We start from the raw sequence: 17,582 nt of genomic DNA on the forward strand, positions 1-17,582 counted from the left end.
CCGGAGCGAAGGCTACCTGAACCGGGAAGACCATGTTTTCGACTGGCGAATCAGGTACGATATCTACTATAAAATAACGACAAAATGGAAAATTGATTACAGTTACGATTATACCTACAGATGGAAAACCAGGGAGCAACTGCCTGACGGAAATTATACTACTGTAACACATTCCGATACATCAAGCGGCTCAAGCTCTGAAACTGTAAGTAAAACCAGTATTAAATCGCTTTCCCATACCGAAACTGAAACCGAAAAGCTGACAATAATTTATCACAAGCGGCCTCCCGCAGGCGGGTATGTCGGGCTGTCAACTTATTCCAATCCTGTCGAACGGGAGTACAGGGAAACAACTTTTTACCTGGACAATACAGGCAGTACAAATGGTTTAAACAGTTCGGACAGTACAGGCAGCATAGATAATTCAAGCAGTATAACCAATGGCACAAATAAAGGCGAAAGGTTCGACCCATGCTGTTCTGATGCTGCCGACAAATACAGAAATGCGTATGTGGATTTAAGGGCAATCGAAAGCACGTTCTGGGCTTATCCTGACGGGAAATATCTGGGTAAACACGCTGTCAGTTGTGATATCCCACCCTGGCTGCACAGAATTATGGCAGAAGAAGTCCTGGCAATGCTCTATACGGTAGAAAAGGACAATCCAGCCTTCAACTATTCTCTTATTGATTCTCCGGGCCAGGACCCAACAGATCTGCAGATAGAAACTGCTGATAAACTCATTCTGGAACTGGAAAAAGACCGGGAAGCTTACGTAAACAAGGAGCAGTACCTCACACCGTCAGGAAAAATGTATACGTCAAGTGATTCGGCCCGATACATTGCAAAAAACGAGGCTTACAACAGGCTGATAGAAGATGTTGACAGGAAAAACCGTAAACTTGATTCTGACCTCAATTCCTACATTCTGAAGGCCCTTGAGGAAAAAGGCCTTGATACAAGTTCATTTGACAGCGTTAGTTCAGGACCGATGACTCTTTTTAATAATCCGGCAGTTGAAAGGGCTGCTTCAGCACTCGGTGAAGATATGGGCATAATCTCTACAATGACCGTTACCGGCCAGCCTGAGAGCAAATACAACTGGACAGAAAACCTGACTTTGATCGTTGATCAGAAGCCGAACTATCTTTATCACGATCCTGATTTTGATCTTCGGGAAGAGTATAAATGGACTGATGACATGAGCGGAAAAACGATTTATCCCCTTGGCGTCCGGAACACCTGCGTTTTCACGACCGGCATCTCCGAGGAAATAGCAGGTGCTATTGCCTCAAGCAACGAATACGTAAAAACCGAAACTTCCCAGCAAATCAGCCAGAGCATTTCCAACCTGAACGCAGAGATCTTTTTGCTTGAGCAGAATCTGAGCGAACAGAATGTCTCCGTGGATACTACTCGTTTGAATAATGAGGTATCTAACTTGAAACATACATATGCGCAGGAAATGAGGTTTCAGATAACTGAAAATGTAGTCAACGAGGTGAATTCAAACCCTATCGTTTCAGATTGGATTAGAGAAGATAGAGTTCGGGAACTTACAACAAATTACCTTCGCAGCCTTTCTGACGACCAGATAATCCAAAGGTCGACTACTGATGAGCTCGCAGTTGAACTCTCTGTTATTATAAGGTATGAAATCCGAAGTTCAAACCCACCAGTAGGATCTGATGAACTTGACGCTACTTTGAATAGAGTAGATACTGATACCAGAATTGGCGTTGCAAATGGGATCTGTACAGTTACCGTAAATAAAGGTCAAGCTCTTGATACCGGTTTCTGGAGAGTTGATAGCGAACTAAAAAGTTTGGCAAATGAAACTGTTGGCATCTATTCGGGAGAGGTACAAAATAGAATTTCAAAAAGGCTTGATAGGACGATGGCAGCTATTCCCTGTGGGCTGCCGGTATTGCCACCTCACTGGATTTTTACGATAAATGTCTGGACATATGATGTAATGGTAGAGTATAAAGAATTTACTATTATCGATAACGATAATGAAGTTATTCCCAAACCTTATTTTGGACACAAAGGACAGAGGTATGTTAGACAAGATGACGCAATTGTTCATAACGATAAATATCTTGGTGAAAACACACCTATAGCTTTTAAATTTAGTGGATACGCCACTTCAATAGTAGGACCAGGTCCAAAGGGTGTTGGGGATAAAATAGGAAAAAGTACTGAAGAATCAATAGGATATGAATATCTTTTGTCAAGATCTGGAGGAAGCAAATGAAAGCGGGAGTTATAATTTTAGGGTTGCTATTATTATCGCTTGTTGATACTGTTTCAGCATCTTCTCCCTACGGTTCTATAGATGTATATTATAATGATAAGATACTACCTGGAGACGAAGTAGCGAAACCAGTTCTGAAAATTGGTGAACCTTTCAAGATCAAAATTACTATGACATTAAATCAAACATCAAGACTATTTATTGAAGTTGACAGTATTGGATCTGAATCCCCTTATGAGGTTATTGAAGGTCCTTCTAAATTTGCTGAAAAGAAGCACTTTGAATCTTTAGATCGAGGAGTATATAATTTTGAATGGATTTTGAGACCTACTGAAGGATGGGCAGATTGGTCTATGCCCGTAAACTTCTGGTACCAAATACACGAAGAGGGGGAAGATGAGCCTGCTGTAAAAGGAGAATTCACAGTTGCATACCCTTATATCTCCAACGAATACTACGAAGGCGAAGCTCAAGTTTCAGAAAATCAACTTATTTCTGGGCAGCCAGCCTCAGAAAATTCCTCTGCCCCGGCGGCATCTGCACCAGCTTTCAGTTTATTAACTGCAATTGTGGCGCTTGCGTTTGTATTCTTCAGATTATCTCGTCATTAAACTGCTGGGAATAAAAATATTTACGGGATAGATTGGCATTTTTATAGAAAAAGGGCAAACTACAGTAGTACGAACTGACATCCCGTGTGATATAAAAAAGTCTTTACAGCGGAATGAAGGGGGTTTTCTTGCCCCTTTTTAAAGCCCTAAAAGCGGGATTTCAAGGAGGAGTATTTCACGAAATCTCTCTTTTTTCAGCAGGCCTCAAAGTAACAAACCTGGAATTCTCCTCAACTTCCGCTTTTCCGCTGTTTCTGACTACCGTCAGTGCCTGTTTTGTACCGGCTGAGTGTTTGTTTTTGGCCATTGTATTATGTTTCAGGAACTTGAATTCCTTCGAAAGCATAACAAGGGCTACCAGCATCATAATATATTCCGTAACCGGAGAGGCCGACCAGACTCCATCCAGGCCGAAGAAAACCGGCAGGATAAAGAGCAGAGGAAGGAGGAAAACAAAGATCTTTCCCAGGTAGATGAAAAGTGCTGCCCTGACCCGGTTTATTGACTGGTAATAGATAGCAGTGAGAAGCACGGTACCCTCAACGAGCAAAGAGAACATGAATATATCCATTCCTCGCAGCGTAACTTCCAGAAGTTCGGAGTCATCCTGGCTGAAGATCTGCACCAATCTCTCCGGAAAGAGGTAGATTAACACAAATCCGAAAGCTCCTATGAGGATGCATGAAAGCATTGTCAGCTTCAGGGTTTTTGAAACCCTTTCGTAGTAGCCAGCTCCGTAATTGAAGCCTATAATCGGCTGCACTCCCAGGGCTATTCCTTCGAAAAGCATATAGAAAACTGAAAAGACATATCCTATAATGCCGTAAGCTGAGACCGCAAGCTCGGAACCGTACCTTAGCAGCATGTAATTGTGCGCGAAGAGCACGAAAGCCAGTGAAATCTGCATCACGAAAGACGGAAGGCCGGCTCTAAGGATCTGGAGCACAGTCCCGAGTTTGAATTTCATGGCTTTAAGCCGGAGTCTTAATTTTGCCTGACTGCCAAAAAGATAATGCATGAGCAGCACTGCCGGGAGAGCAAAGGAAATTATTGTGGCAAAGGCGGCACCTGACACTCCCATGCCCATACGCATGATAAAAACGTAGTCAAGCACAAGATTCACAACTACTCCTGCAATCATGATATTCATACAGAGCCTGGGTCTTCCATCGTTCCTGACCAGCGGATCAAGGGCAATTGTCAGGATCATAAAGACCGAACCCATGAAAATGACCCTTAAGTACTCGCGGGCAAAAGCAAGGGCAGGCCCACTGGCACCAAGGAGGCTGATCGAGGTTTCGCAAAAAACCAGCCCAATTACAGTAAAAACCGCTCCTGTAAGAAGACACAGGGAAAAAACATTGTGTACTATATCCAGGGCTCCGTTGAGATTTCCCTTCCCAAGTTGCAGGGCCGTAAGGCTGGATGCGCCGATCCCGAGAATCACTCCAATGGCGATTATAGCCATATACGCAGGATAGGCAAGGGTGACTGCTGCAAGCCCCTGGCTCCCAATAGCGTTTCCTATGAAAAAGCCGTCAATTATCCCCTGAATTCCAGCAATGATGACTCCCACGACGGTCGGGAATGCAAATTTCAAGAAGAGATTCACTATGTTCCCGGACCTCATTTCTTCGTCACTTACCATCCCAGACCCTCCAAACGCTGCAAAGCCGTTTTTTCAGAGGCCTGGTTTTGGAGCTCCGGAACTACTTTTGCTGTTGCCGGGTGGAAGAACCTGTTCAAAGTGAGCCAGGTGGTATATAGGCAGGTGGTATATAGGCAGGTGGTATTATAGTTCTGTAGAGATTGGTAGTTTCTTATAATTTTATATATTCTTGAGGAATCGAAGTAATAAGATTCAATCCTTTCAAATATTTTAAATGAACTCATGTTTCATCCTGGATGAAGCTTCAGAAAATATGCAAATTCAAGTATAGCTGCCCTGTTACAGAATTAATCAGCGTGTTTATGCCGAACTGATACCTGCATATAATCTGTGGGTACTTTGTGCTGCATCCCTGCAGCACTCATTCGTTTTACGAAACTTCATCGTTTATTAGAGAGCGTAACAGAGGATTCAAACGAAATCAAGAATCCTGTGGGGCTTGCAACAAAGCAGGTAAAATCTATGCCAGATAGTTATCTGGTCACAGCTAATTTTATGTACTAAGATTTATTTATGTATATATATACATTGTCACTCTTTTTTGTTTTAGCGGGTTATTTAGCCTGAAATCTTAAAAAGCATTTAAGTAAGCAAATTCACCCCCTTTTGGCAAACTCTGCTATAATGGCATTAAAACTAGAAACATGAAAAATATGTTCAGTCGTGAAAAAAACTCTGAAATAGCTCTGAAATAAACCATTGAATTCGCAGGCAGGTCTGATTAAGTTTAAGATTCCAGGCTGAAAAAGCTCTCCCTGATATGAAAAAGTTCCGGGCTTACCATCCATTTTTTATGCGAGAAGCACCTTTACGTTTTAAACTGAACTTACTATCTGAATACACTATCTGAACTTACTATCTATACTTATTACCTATACCTGTTACCTGTAATTGTTGCCTATACTTATTACCTGTAGTATGCTACTAAGCTTCTCAGGTAAATCGTTTATTAGCCCTTTCTTTATAATTACAAAAACCTTCCAGCTATTGGAAAGAACAACCTGATCTAAAATGTCTACTGTAAATTTTACCTGTACTCCACCTGAAATTCTGGCTCCCGTGGGCGACCAAGAAGCCCTGCTTGCTGGAATTCGAGGAGGAGCTGACGCTGTCTATCTCGGAGTCGGGGAATTCAATGCCCGCCAGGGTGCAAAGAATTTCACTATCGAGGACCTTGACGCAGCCGTGAAACTGGCCCACTCACATGGGGTTCGTGTTTACCTGGCCCTCAACATCCCTATCAAGCAAAAAGAGTTGCAACATGCGCTTGAGATAGTGGATCGTGCATATGCAGCCGGAATCGATGCAATTATTCTGCAGGATCTGGGGCTTCTCAAACTTTTAAGGGAAACCTATTCGGATCTGGAACTTCATGCAAGTACTCAGATGACGATTCACAATAAAAGAGGAGTGGATTTTGTAGCAGACCTGGGAGCAAAAAGGGTCATAGTTTCAAGGGAACTCACTGCAGCTGAGGTAAAGGATATTGTGGATCACTCAAACGCGGAAATTGAGGTTTTCGTGCATGGAGCCCTTTGCTATTCCTATTCAGGCAAATGCCTTTTCAGCAGTTTTCTTCACGACAGGAGTGCAAACCGGGGAGCCTGTGCCCAGCCCTGCCGGCGCAGGTACATATTTGTGGTAAATGGCAGGGAAATTGACGAACGGCATGTCGGAGGCAGCTATCCCATAAGCTGCGCCGAACTTTCCACACTTACAGGGCTTGATGAGATAGTAAAAACAGGGGTAGTAAGCCTTAAAATTGAAGGCCGGATGAAAAAGCCCGAGTACGTTACTGCGAGTGCTGCTGCCTATAAAGCCGCAGTTGAAGGCATCTGCAAGCCAGGCGAGAATCCGACAAAAGAGGAACTGGAATCAAGAGAAGCTGAACTTGCAAAACTCTTTTACAGGGGCTTTACGAGAGGTTTCATACTTGGGGAAAAAGGCGTATCCCATCCCAAATACAGCTCAAACTATGGGGCGTTCCTTGGAAAGGTGCTTGATATTTCCCGTTCAAAAGGGAACACGAAACTAACGGTTCGGCTGAATGAAGATATCCAGGTAAAAGACGGTATAAGCATTTTCACGCGGGAGAGGATGCTTGGCTCGGCAGTTACAGGCATAACTACGATTTCAGGCGAGCATATGAAAAGTGCAAAAAAAGGTGAAAAAATAGCGCTTGAAATCAGCTCGAAGACCGGAAGAGCAGTCCAGAGAGGTGATGAACTTTACCTCACAACAGATACACAGCTCCTCGATGCCTTCCAGAAAACAAAACTTAAAACGCTTCCTGTGAGCCTGAGAGTAAGAGCCAGGAAAGGGGATCGATTTACAGTTGTAATTGGAGAAGAAAGCGGAAAGATCAGAGAGGCCACAGAGGCCGGAGAGAAGGCTTCTATTGTGGAATTTTCGGACGATTACGTCGTCCAGGAAGCCGAGAAAGCCCCAACCACGGTCGAGCAGATAAGGAAAGCAATGGAAAGCCTTGGTGACACTCCTTTTGAAGCCGTCTCTATCGAAATCGAAGCTGATGAAAATATTTTCATCCCGGTCGGCGTACTGAAGAACACAAGGAGAAAAGCTGCAGACCTTTTGCTGGAAAAAATCCTCAGTGCAGATCAGAAAGAACAAAAGCATCCGGATCTTGCAGATTACAATTACCTGTGCAATTCTGAAAGCGCAGACAAAGAGAGCTGCGATAAAGAGGGCAGAAACAGGAAAGTAAGCAGTGCAAGCAGGAGTACGGGTTCAAAGAAGCTTCTCCTGAGCGTTGAAGTGAGCAGGATTTCTTCACTACTTAAGGCAGCATGTGCCGGAGCAGATATAATATATGTTCCGGTTTCAAAATTTGAAGAGCTGACAGCGCCTGAGAATGCAGAAAAGCTTGATGATCTGGAAGCAGAAAGAGTCGAACTCGTTTTCAGGGTCCCCCTGATAAACCATGACAGCGAACTGAATGAATTAAAACCCCTGCTGGAAAAAGTAAGAGATGCAGGTTTCAGTATAGCCTGTTCCGACCTCGGGGCTGCACAGCTTGCAAAAGAGCTTTCCATACCATTTGTTGCAGGAAAAGAGTTCAATATCTTTAACGCTTTTACGGCAAGCACTTTCTATCAGGCAGGAGCCTGCAGGGTAATGCTCTCAAGTGAACTGAACCTGAGCGAAATAAAAAATGTCTGCGAAACGCTCCAAGCCTGCGGGGAGACAGGCCAGACAGAAATTTTCGTTTACGGCAGAGAACTGCTGCTTATTACGGAAAATGATCTTTTAAAGCCCCTCATTGACAGGAAGATCGCAAGGATAGACAGTGAAGTGCTTCTCGTTGACCAGGGAGGCTCGGAATTTCCGGTAAAGCGCACGGGAACCCGGACCCTGATTTATAACTCAAAAGTGCTTGACATGCTGAAATATGTTAAAAACCTGAAAGAATATGGAGTGGACGTTATTAAGCTCGACCTTTCACTTAACACGGATGCTGAGATAATAGAGATCACAGAGGCTTATAAAGAAGCGCTTGCAGAAAAAGAAGCCAGGCTGAAACCTGCAAGAGAGGTTGAGTATACGACAGGGCATTATTTTAAGGGAGTCTGAGCGAGGGTTCAGGCCCTCCATTCCTGACTCGTCGAAACCTCGATCCTGTTTACCCGGTAAGGCTGAAAATTCGGCATGCTCTGTGCGGCTGAGTTTTCGCGTCTATTTTCTTCAAGTCCCGTGGGTTCAGGCTGCTGTTAAGTAGCTATTTTTCCGGTACCCACTTCGAAACTGTCCCCTATATATTAGTTGGTATCGTCTATTCCATAGTATAATAAACATACCGGTATCAAAACGATACTATCTGTAAGATAACTATTGTCAGGCATTTAAAATGCTTAAAAACAGCGAAAATTTCGAAATTAAGGAAACAGGAAATATCCTGATAAACAGGAGTGAGGTTAATAAAATGTTTTGTAACCAGTGTCAGGAAACGCTTAATGTAAAGGGCTGTACGAAAAATGGGGTATGTGGCAAAAAAGGGGAAGTTGCAGACCTCCAGGACAGGCTGATCTATGTACTTAAAAGCATTTCCTTCTATAACCTGAAAGCAAGGGCTGAGGGTCTTAATGAAGAAGCAACAGACAGGTTTGTGCTTGATGGCTTCTTTGCAACCCTTACGAACACCAATTTCGACAGGCAGGAAATTGAGTCTCTTATAATTAAAGGGTTTAAGCTCAGAGACGATATTAAGGGAAAACTGCCGCCCGAAACTTTAGCTGCAGAAAAAAACCTGCCTGTCGTGGCTACGGTTACTCCGGAAAATATAGAAAGCCTTGATGTTGCGGTCCATTCTACTCAGGACGAGGATATCAGGTCTCTCCGGGAACTTCTGACCTATGGCTTGAAAGGGATGGCTGCCTATGCTCACCATGCCTATCTCCTGGGATATAAGGATGAAGGGATCTACGAATTTATAGAAAAGGGGCTGGTTTCTACCACGGACGACAGCCTTGGGGTAGAAGCTCTTCTTGGCCTGGTTATGGAGTGCGGGCAAAAAGGCGTATCTGTCCTTGCCCTGCTCGATAAAGCAAATACCGAAACCTATGGAAACCCTGAGCCGACAGCCGTTAATATCGGCGTGAGGGACAGGCCGGGAATCCTTATCAGCGGGCATGACCTTCGGGATCTGGAACAGCTACTTGAGCAGACAAAGGGCACAGGAATTGATGTTTATACGCATGGGGAGATGCTGCCTGCAAACACCTATCCTGCCTTCAAGAAGTACGATAACTTCGCAGGCAATTACGGGAATGCCTGGTGGAAACAGAATGAGGAATTCGAGAAGTTCAACGGCCCGATCCTCATGACTACAAACTGCATAATCCCGCCAAGAGAGTCGTACAAAAACCGGATTTATACCACCGGCATCGTTGGATTTGAAGGACTTACCCATATATACGAAAGAGAAGACGGCACAAAGGATTTTTCCCCTCTTATCGAGCAGGCAAAAACGAGCAAGTCTCCGGAACAGATCGAAAGCGGAACTATAACCGCAGGCTTTGCACACGAGGCAGCTCTCTCGGTTGCGGATAAGATTGTAGACGCTGTAAAAACCGGAAAGATCAGCAGATTCATGGTTATGGCAGGCTGTGACGGCAGGCACAGGGAAAGATCATATTACACCGATTTCGCAAAAGCTCTTCCTGAGGATACCGTGATCCTGACCGCAGGCTGCGCCAAATACCGCTATAATAAACTTGACCTTGGCGAGATCGGAGGAATCCCGAGAGTAATCGATGCCGGACAGTGCAACGACTCTTACTCACTTGTAATAATAGCCCAGAAACTTGCAGAGGCTTTCGGGCTTGAGGACATAAACGACCTGCCTGTCTCCTACAATATAGCCTGGTACGAGCAAAAAGCCGTACTTGTACTGCTCGCCCTCCTGAGCCTCGGCATAAAGAATATCACTCTTGGCCCGACGCTCCCGGCTTTCCTCTCACCCAACGTTGTTAAAGTGCTGGTTGAAAACTTCAATCTCAGGCCTAATACAACCGTCGAAGAGGATATGAAAGTGCTTCTGAAACAAGCCTGAAGCTCCCGAATTGCGCAAGCCTTTTCAAAAAAGGCTTGATCGCAAACCTTTTCAAAAAAGGTTTGATCGAAAACGGTGAACGTCTGTGAATGAGAAATACTTATAATCCCCAAGCCCTATCCGGCGTGGTCAAGCGGCGCAACGCAAACCTTTTAAAAAAGTTTTGATCGAAAACCCTCTGGTAACGGCGTGGTCAAGCGGCGCAACGCAAACCTTTTCAAAAAAGGTTTGATCGAAAAACCCCTGGTAACGGCGTGGTCAAGCGGCGCAACGCTTGCGGTACAGCCCTTCCTCATAACGCTTTTAGAGCGGCTTGTTGTTATCCTGTTGCTGTGCTCAATATACTGTATTAAATTGCTGAGATGCTCTAAACTATTAAACAATTCTGAATCTTTTGTTTAGTCTGATCTCATGATAGCCGCAATTTTTGCATTTAAAGTACCTGATTTTCTTTCTGAGAGTGTAATTTAATACGTCGATGTTCCTGTATTCTTCCAGTGCATGCTCTTTCCCGCACTCTTCGCAGGTGTCTTCTTTTAAATCGTCGTGTTTTTTCTCGTGATGATGATCAATGGATTGAGGTTCGACTTTTATATCTTCATGCCCGCAGTTTCTGCAATGCCAGTATTGTGTTAAGGTTTTTGTATAGGCATCGATTTTGCTTTCTTCTTTTACGAGAGGAACCTGAAATTCCTCAAAAACGAAATGCTTCCCGCATTTTTCACAGTGCGAGTCCATATAATATCTCACTGCGGCCCTGTAATAACCAAACATATAGAGAAAAGCGACTTCTGACACAATTGTTAGAAATCTTCCGGCCGATAGAAAGCCTTCGGATTTTGCGGAGAAAACAGCAGGGAAAAGCATCAAAAATAGGTATAAAAGTATTGAAAGGAGAAGCAGTTTTGAGAATAAGCCGGCTCTTTTTTGAATCTTTTCTGCTCCAAGCTTATTTGCCAGATTAACAGCCTCTTCCCTGCTCTCAGGGCTATACCTGGGATTCAGCCTCTGGGTCATTTCCACGATATCATTTTCAGGATCTATTCTGTAGCTGACACCTTCATAGTCAGCCTGATACGAACCTGATGGAAACCTTATGCGTTTGTCTTTTGCCATAGATCAGCGGCCTGTTTATTGGATTAGCTGTTATTTGTGGTTATTTTTTATATATCTCAGGGTATAATAAATGTTTTTCCAGCAGAGTTGCGGCTCTGCAGTACGCCCCGAATTGCGCCTCGGGAGTACGCTGCCCTTTTCGCTCACTTCGTTCGCTCAAGAGGGCTAATTTATAAATAGAGATACTCAAGTGAACTCAAGAGGGCTGATTTATGGGCAAGTAAATGTAATATTTTCTTAAGCGGACTAATTTATAAAATAAAATACTGATCTGCGCTCAAGAGGACGAGTTTTGGACAGAATTTCATAACTTAATCTTGTTTTTAGCTGCTAGATTTTCCTAATAATAAGCTAAAAAGATTAAACTTGTTCATTAAGATACTGGATAATTTCCACGATTACTTTTTTAAGAGCAGGAATATCCTTTTTTATGGTGTCCCATACAGCACCAAGATCCACACCGAAATAATTATGAATCAATTTATCTCTCATTCCTGCAATTCCTCTCCAGTTGACCTGGGGGTATCGCTCTCTCAGGGGTTTTGATATATTTTTAGTAGCTTCGCCGATTATTTGAATTTGCCTGATTGTTCCATCCTGAACGAGACTATTTGAGAGAAACTCTTCTTCGGTGAGATTTTCTGTGTATTTTTCAATCAAGGAGACAGATTGGATGATGTGGCTGAGATATACTCTGTCATCCTTTTTCATTAAGAAATCACTCTGGCTTCTTTTTTAATTCCGTCTATTAAATACGGACTTATTGATTTTTCAGTTAAAAGATCAACTTTTTTCCCCAGATAATCCGAAAGTTCCAGTTCGATATTCACCAGAGTCAGCAGGCTTTTCCGTTCAGCAAACTCAACCAGAACATCGATATCACTTTCAGGTCTCTCTTCTCCCCTGGCATAAGATCCAAAAACAGATACTTTAGTTGCCCCGTAATTTTTAAGAAAAGAGGAAATTTTGCGAAACAGCTCTTCCCTTTCTTCCACAGTTTGCATGTTGATATATCCTGTTTTTTTTAATTTAAAGCTATCCCGCCCGAGTCGCCGCCCGAGTTTCGCTTCGGCACCCGAATTGCGCCTCGCCCGAATTGCGCCTCGCCCGAATTGCGCCTCGGGAGTACGCTGTCCTTTTCGCTCGCTTCGCTCACTCAAGAGGACTAAAAAAATAGAAAAGTTAAACAATATATTAACCGATAGAAAATTAAGGATTATTCCGAAGGAGGGAGAGTTATTTAAAAATTTAAAGAAGCCAAGGTCCGGATTTGAACCAGGACTGAATCGCTCTGCTGGCGATTGCGTGACCGCTCCGCCACCTTGGCAGTCTGTATATTCTAATACAGTGTTCAGGGTATATAAATTTTTAGATTGACAGGATGACGTTAGCCAGCCAACAGCAAATCGGGATCTTCAGGAAATGGTAGATAGAAGTCTCCTCAAGCAAAAAGGCAAAAAAGGTCAGCAAATAATTTACGTACTTAATTTCTAAGCATTAAGCTATTCATAAGCTATTCATAAGCTATTCAAAAGCTATTCAAAAGCTATTCATAGTTAATATAATTTACGTAATTTATTTATGTAATCTATTTTTTCTGTGTTTTTGGTCAGTCAATTCCGAAGCCTATCTTTTTAAAATGGAAAACTCACTGAGATCTATTTGTAGAAAGCCTTTCATTTTGTTTTTGCGCTTTTTCGGACTGGCCCGAGCTTGCGCTCGGTGGAAAAACAGGTTCTAGATGGTGAATATGGTTTTTTGGGATTTTACTACACTATTTTTATTTTTAGGCAATAGCCCACTTTAACTAATTCTTATTATGGAGCTGAAAAATTGAAAGTAAAATTAGTTTATTTCAGTTGAATAACCGCTGCCTGTAAGGGAATAGGCTTATCCAATTCTGTTTTTTCGGCAACCGCACCTTCTAACAAACCCTTAACAACCGCTTCCATAAGTTTCTCGCCCGAGTCCCGTCTCGGGAGGACGGAGTCCTTTTCGCTTCGCTCAAGAGGACTAATTTTTGGTAAAGATTCATAACTTTATTTTTATTTTTTGGGTGGGGGCCCTTATAACAAACTCTAGTGATCCCTTTCATGGCTTTCAGGAGCATTCTGACTTTTTGTATTCAGCTTGTGGCGAGGTAGTCGTATTTTATGCTTATTTCCATATACCCGCAATATGTGCATTTATAGTGTCTGATTGTTCTAAAAGCATTGGGGTATTCAAGATAGACATCGGGGTATCTGTATTCTACTAAAGCAAGCTTTTTTCCGCATCCCTTGCAGTTTTTTCTATTTTTATTAATTTTCTTTGTTTTGGATTTTGAATTCCTCTGATCAACTTCGATCTTGATATCTTCATCATTGCAATACTTGCACCTCATGTAGCTTGTTATTGTTTTTTCATATTTGTCGTAAGTACTTACAATTCTGATAAGAGGTTTTTTAATTTCCTCGTAGGCAAATTCCCGACAGCATTTTTTACATCTGGAAATATTGCAGTAATTCTCGATTTCATCTAGATATGAGGCAACAATGAAAAATATCATGCTTGCAAAGAGCAATGGTGTCGATAAAAGCAAGTCATTCTCTTCTGAAACCATTTCTAAAATTAGTAGAGAGAACAATAAAATGGAGAAAGATTTTGCCAATACTTTTAGAATAATGATCGTTTCTAAACCGAATTGGTTGATCATATCAGGAGCTCGTTCTTTAGGAAAGTTATATAAGTTTCCTTCCGAGCTTATCGTCAGCGTATCTGTTTCTCTATCCAGTTCGTAACAAACGTCATCCTGATTTATTTTGTTCGTACCTATCGGAAATTTTATGTATATGAAATCTTTGCTCAGAGTATCATGGCCAGTTTCCAATCATCTAGCTTGTTTTCCCAGATATATCTAGATATATACTGAAATGAGATAAACCTTTTTTCAAAAAATATTTATTAATTTCAAATATATCTAGATAAATACTAGTATATATCAATGGAATTGAAGTAAAAAGATACAAATTTAATCTTCTATCTCAAGCTATTAGTGAATTGTTTCGTCAATCAATTTTTACTTTCAGGCAATATCTCCTTCTAATTTAACTTTAGATATGGTGGCTGAAAAATAAACGTAAGATTTAATTTATTTCAGTTTAACAACCGCCGCCTGTAACGGAATAGGCTTATCCAATTCTGTTTTTTCGGCAACCGCACCTTCTAACAAACCCTTAACAACCGCTTCCATAAGTTTCTCGTTATCTTCCCGCTCCTTTTTAAGTTTTGATTTGAGTTGATCACATAAACCCATGAGCTGCTCAACTTTTTCAACGATACATTTTTGTTCTTCATAAGGAGGAAGAGGAAGCAGAAAGCCTCTTAGTTTAGTTAAATTAATAGATGCAAGGTTTGTTGTTTGTTTTCCCTCATCCATAAAATATTGGTAATGGGTATTAGCAAACCATGAGACAAACTTGCTGATTATTTTCTCAGAGTATAATCTGGCTCTAAAAATGTGATTTTGATGAATACATTCTGGCAGTTCGTTCTGCCAGATCCATCCTCTTCCGAGTTTATCTAAATCTCCACCCTCAGTAAATAGAACATCTCCATATTTTAATGATAACTCTGAAATTACAGTTTCTGAGGCTTCAATATACTTTATTTCATCTAAATCCAAATATCCACGCTGAACATTTGCTACACGCAAGTAAGGAACTTCTCTTCCATCTTCAACCTTTCTTTTACCGTCCTTCGTTATCCCGCCTTTTATATCAGCGATTGAGTCAAGTCTAGTCCATTCCCAATTTTCAGGTAACGTAGATAATTCGGTTTCATCTAATAGTTTCAATTGCTTGCTTCTTCTATTTTTTTCTATCTCAGAATTCTTCTTTTTTTCCTTAATCTTGCTCAGCAATGATCTTGCAGGCTCTACGTCTGGATGTTTTTTTCTCCATTGTTGGGTTAATTTACCTTCTACGCCAGCTTTCAATATCGCCTGCCTTAATTTTTCTACATTTTCAGGGTTATCATAGAGAAGATCAAAATTCTCGCAGAGGCGCTGCCAGTATCGTTCGAATTCTTCCTGATTTTCTGCGCTGAGCATTTTATCAAGGGCAGCGCTATTGAGTTTACTCTGGATTTCCTGTTTTTTCTGGCGGCGGGCTTCGAGTTTGTCGCAGAGAGTCATCAGTTCATCGACTTTGGTAACGATGCGTTTTTGTTCGGCAAGGGGTGGGAGAGGAACAGAAATTTGTTCCCATTTTGACTTATTGATTATTGGAAGAGTTCCTATCGATGCTTTTTCCAGAACTTGATCTTGGAAATATCTCGATTTGAATACAAAAGTTATAAACTTACAGTCCACTGAGGAGAAAGGGGAAATCGCATTGATTTGCTGATTGCAAGAAACGTTTCGATCAACTAAACAAGTTTTTCCAATGGAGCCGCCTATGCAAACCATGAGCACAGAATTTTTTGGAATTAATCTTCCTGAGTTTAGTCCCAATTCTGAAAGCATTTCATTGTCATATTTTACCCCGGATTCACTCATATCAGCAGGTTTTATAAAAGAAATAAAATTTCCAAAAAATTTAGGTTCGCTTTTTGATGGTGTGGTACCCGTTTGAGTAATGCCTAAATTACCAAGTTTTGTCCATATCCAATGTGAAGGAATATCAAAGATTTCATCGCTTATGATATTAATTGATGCTTTTGAATTTCGTCCATTATTTCCCTTGACCAATTCTTTTTTTTCAGCCTTTATTTTCTCAATCAAAACACTTGCCGGCTCATCATTCGGGTCCTGTGGAACAAGTTTTCCCCTAACTGTAAGCTGCAAAATAAGTTCTCTTAGCTTCTGGACTCCATTTGGCGCATCGGTAAGGAGTTCGAAGTTTTCGAAAAAAACATCCGGATTCATACGGATTTCCCTGCCAGAGAGATCATGAGTTCGTTTTTGAGGGCGGTTCGGGTTTCTTCGATTTCGGAGAGGAGGGTCCGGTACTTTTTGAGAAGTTCTTCGGGGTCGCCGTGGTCGTTTTCAATGGTGTTGGGATTTTTGATATCGAGGTTGTAGTTGCTTGCGATTATGTCTTCTATTTTGACTTTCCAGGCGTTTTCGGTTTCTTCCCTATTATTCCACCAGGACTTTTCGGGGGCGAATTCTTCTATCCGCATGGGCTTGGTTTTAGAATAGGATTTGTAGCCGGCGGGGTATGGGTGTTCGTAGTACCAGACTTCTTTTGTAGGCTCGCCTTTGGTGAAGAAAAGGAGGTTGGTTTTTATGCCGGTGTAGGGGTTGAATACGCCGTTTGGGAGGCGGACGATCGTGTGCAGGTTGCATTCCTGGAGGAGTTTTTCTTTAATGCGGGTTTTTACGCCTTCGCCGAAAAGGGTACCGTCAGGGAGGACAATTCCGCAGCGGCCTCCGTCTTTTAGGATATGCATTATCAGGACAAGGAAAAGGTCAGCGGTCTCGCGGGTCTGGAAATTCGCCGGAAAATTTGTTTCTATGCCGTCTTCTTCCATGCCCCCGAAGGGGGGATTTGTCACGATCACATCTACCCGGTCTTTTGGGGTATAGTCGCGGAGAGGGCGGGCGAGGGCGTTATCGTGGCGGATGCGGGAAGGCACTTCTATTCCGTGGAGAAGCATGTTGGTTATGCAGAGCAGGTGGGGGAGCTGTTTTTTCTCGATTCCGGCTATGGATTCCTGCAAAATGCGGTGATCTTCTACGGAGTCCACATACTTTTCGCGGATGTGTTCTATCGCGCTCGTCAGAAAACCGCCTGTCCCGCAGGCAGGGTCAAGGGTTTTTTCGCCCATTTTGGGATCAACCATTTCTACCATGAACTGGGTAACGGCTCTTGGAGTATAGAACTCGCCTGCGTTGCCTGCACTTTGGAGGTCTTTGAGGATTTTCTCGTATATTGAGCCGAAGGTGTGCAGATCTTTTGAATTCGTGAAATCGATCTCGTTGATTTTATTTATGATCTGCCGGATCAGAGTTCCGTTTTTCATGTAATTGTATGAGTCTTCAAAAACGTCTTTTACAACAAAGCCTTTAGGGTCGTCATCTTCGGAAAAAGAAAGGTTTTTCAGGGTTTTGAAGAGTTTTTCATTGATAAAGTCCAGCAGGCTTTCTCCGGTTATGCCTTCAGGATCTTTCGCCCAGTTCCTCCAGCGCAGTTCTTCAGGGATAGGGGAGATATAGTTCTCGTCCTCAAGTTCATATTCTTCTTCCCTTGCATCGAAAATCTTCAGGAACAGCATCCAGCCGAGCTGGCTTATGCGCTGGGCGTCGCCGTCGACACCTGCATCTTTTCGCATTATATCCTGAATCGTTTTGACTGTAGTATCCAGAGACATGTTTTT

Annotated in this window: 11 protein-coding genes and 1 tRNA gene; 4 read left to right on the forward strand and 8 right to left on the reverse strand. The window is 42.4% G+C overall.

Features of this window, described 5'->3' with window-relative positions; translation table 11 throughout:
• On the forward strand, positions 1 to 2,257 hold a 2,257-nt coding region (locus tag ACPK8D_RS03560), incomplete at its 5' end, for a DUF7286 family protein (RefSeq protein WP_424716472.1).
• Positions 2,254 to 2,868: a sarcinarray family MAST domain-containing protein gene (locus ACPK8D_RS03565; protein ID WP_424716473.1), complete on the forward strand. Its 615-nt coding sequence runs from the start codon at positions 2,254 to 2,256 to the stop codon at positions 2,866 to 2,868. The genes ACPK8D_RS03560 and ACPK8D_RS03565, both read left to right, overlap by 4 nt.
• Before the next feature lie 175 nt (positions 2,869 to 3,043).
• Here ACPK8D_RS03565 and ACPK8D_RS03570 read toward each other — a convergent pair whose 3' ends face one another.
• Positions 3,044 to 4,516, reverse strand: a complete 1,473-nt coding sequence (locus ACPK8D_RS03570; RefSeq protein WP_424716474.1) for an MATE family efflux transporter — start codon at positions 4,514 to 4,516, stop codon at positions 3,044 to 3,046.
• A gap of 1,032 nt (positions 4,517 to 5,548) precedes the next feature.
• Here ACPK8D_RS03570 and ACPK8D_RS03575 point away from each other — a divergent pair.
• Both ACPK8D_RS03575 and hcp read left to right on the forward strand, forming a co-directional pair.
• On the forward strand, positions 5,549 to 8,128 hold the full coding sequence (locus ACPK8D_RS03575) for a DUF3656 domain-containing U32 family peptidase (protein ID WP_424716475.1): 2,580 nt from the start codon (positions 5,549 to 5,551) through the stop codon (positions 8,126 to 8,128).
• A 349-nt stretch (positions 8,129 to 8,477) separates the two neighbouring features.
• Positions 8,478 to 10,106 carry a hydroxylamine reductase gene (gene hcp, locus ACPK8D_RS03580; protein ID WP_424716639.1) on the forward strand — a complete coding sequence of 543 codons (1,629 nt, stop codon included), beginning with the start codon at positions 8,478 to 8,480 and terminating at the stop codon, positions 10,104 to 10,106.
• 375 nt (positions 10,107 to 10,481) lie between these two features.
• Here hcp and ACPK8D_RS03585 read toward each other — a convergent pair whose 3' ends face one another.
• The 7 genes from ACPK8D_RS03585 to ACPK8D_RS03615 form a co-directional block, all read right to left on the reverse strand.
• The gene (locus ACPK8D_RS03585) at positions 10,482 to 11,222 is read right to left on the reverse strand and encodes a hypothetical protein (RefSeq protein WP_424716476.1); all 741 of its coding nucleotides are present in this window, start codon (positions 11,220 to 11,222) and stop codon (positions 10,482 to 10,484) included.
• 360 nt (positions 11,223 to 11,582) lie between these two features.
• Entirely contained in the window at positions 11,583 to 11,933 is a 351-nt protein-coding gene (locus ACPK8D_RS03590) for a DUF86 domain-containing protein (RefSeq protein WP_424716477.1), read from the reverse strand.
• Positions 11,933 to 12,382, reverse strand: coding sequence for a nucleotidyltransferase family protein (locus ACPK8D_RS03595; protein ID WP_424716478.1), 450 nt, complete (start codon positions 12,380 to 12,382; stop codon positions 11,933 to 11,935). The genes ACPK8D_RS03590 and ACPK8D_RS03595 overlap by 1 nt, the downstream gene beginning before the upstream one ends.
• 95 nt (positions 12,383 to 12,477) lie before the next feature.
• A tRNA-Cys gene (locus tag ACPK8D_RS03600) sits at positions 12,478 to 12,549 on the reverse strand.
• A gap of 798 nt (positions 12,550 to 13,347) precedes the next feature.
• Positions 13,348 to 13,917, reverse strand: coding sequence for a hypothetical protein (locus tag ACPK8D_RS03605; RefSeq protein ID WP_424716479.1), 570 nt, complete (start codon positions 13,915 to 13,917; stop codon positions 13,348 to 13,350).
• 435 nt (positions 13,918 to 14,352) lie between these two features.
• Positions 14,353 to 16,128 carry a restriction endonuclease subunit S gene (locus tag ACPK8D_RS03610; protein WP_424716480.1) on the reverse strand — a complete coding sequence of 592 codons (1,776 nt, stop codon included), beginning with the start codon at positions 16,126 to 16,128 and terminating at the stop codon, positions 14,353 to 14,355.
• Positions 16,125 to 17,576 carry an N-6 DNA methylase gene (locus ACPK8D_RS03615; RefSeq protein WP_424716481.1) on the reverse strand — a complete coding sequence of 484 codons (1,452 nt, stop codon included), beginning with the start codon at positions 17,574 to 17,576 and terminating at the stop codon, positions 16,125 to 16,127. The genes ACPK8D_RS03610 and ACPK8D_RS03615 overlap by 4 nt, the downstream gene beginning before the upstream one ends.
• Positions 17,577 to 17,582: the final 6 nt, after the last annotated feature.

Origin of the sequence: Methanosarcina sp. (assembly GCF_049706645.1) — an archaeon.
In the GTDB taxonomy this organism is placed as follows: Archaea; Halobacteriota; Methanosarcinia; order Methanosarcinales; family Methanosarcinaceae; genus Methanosarcina.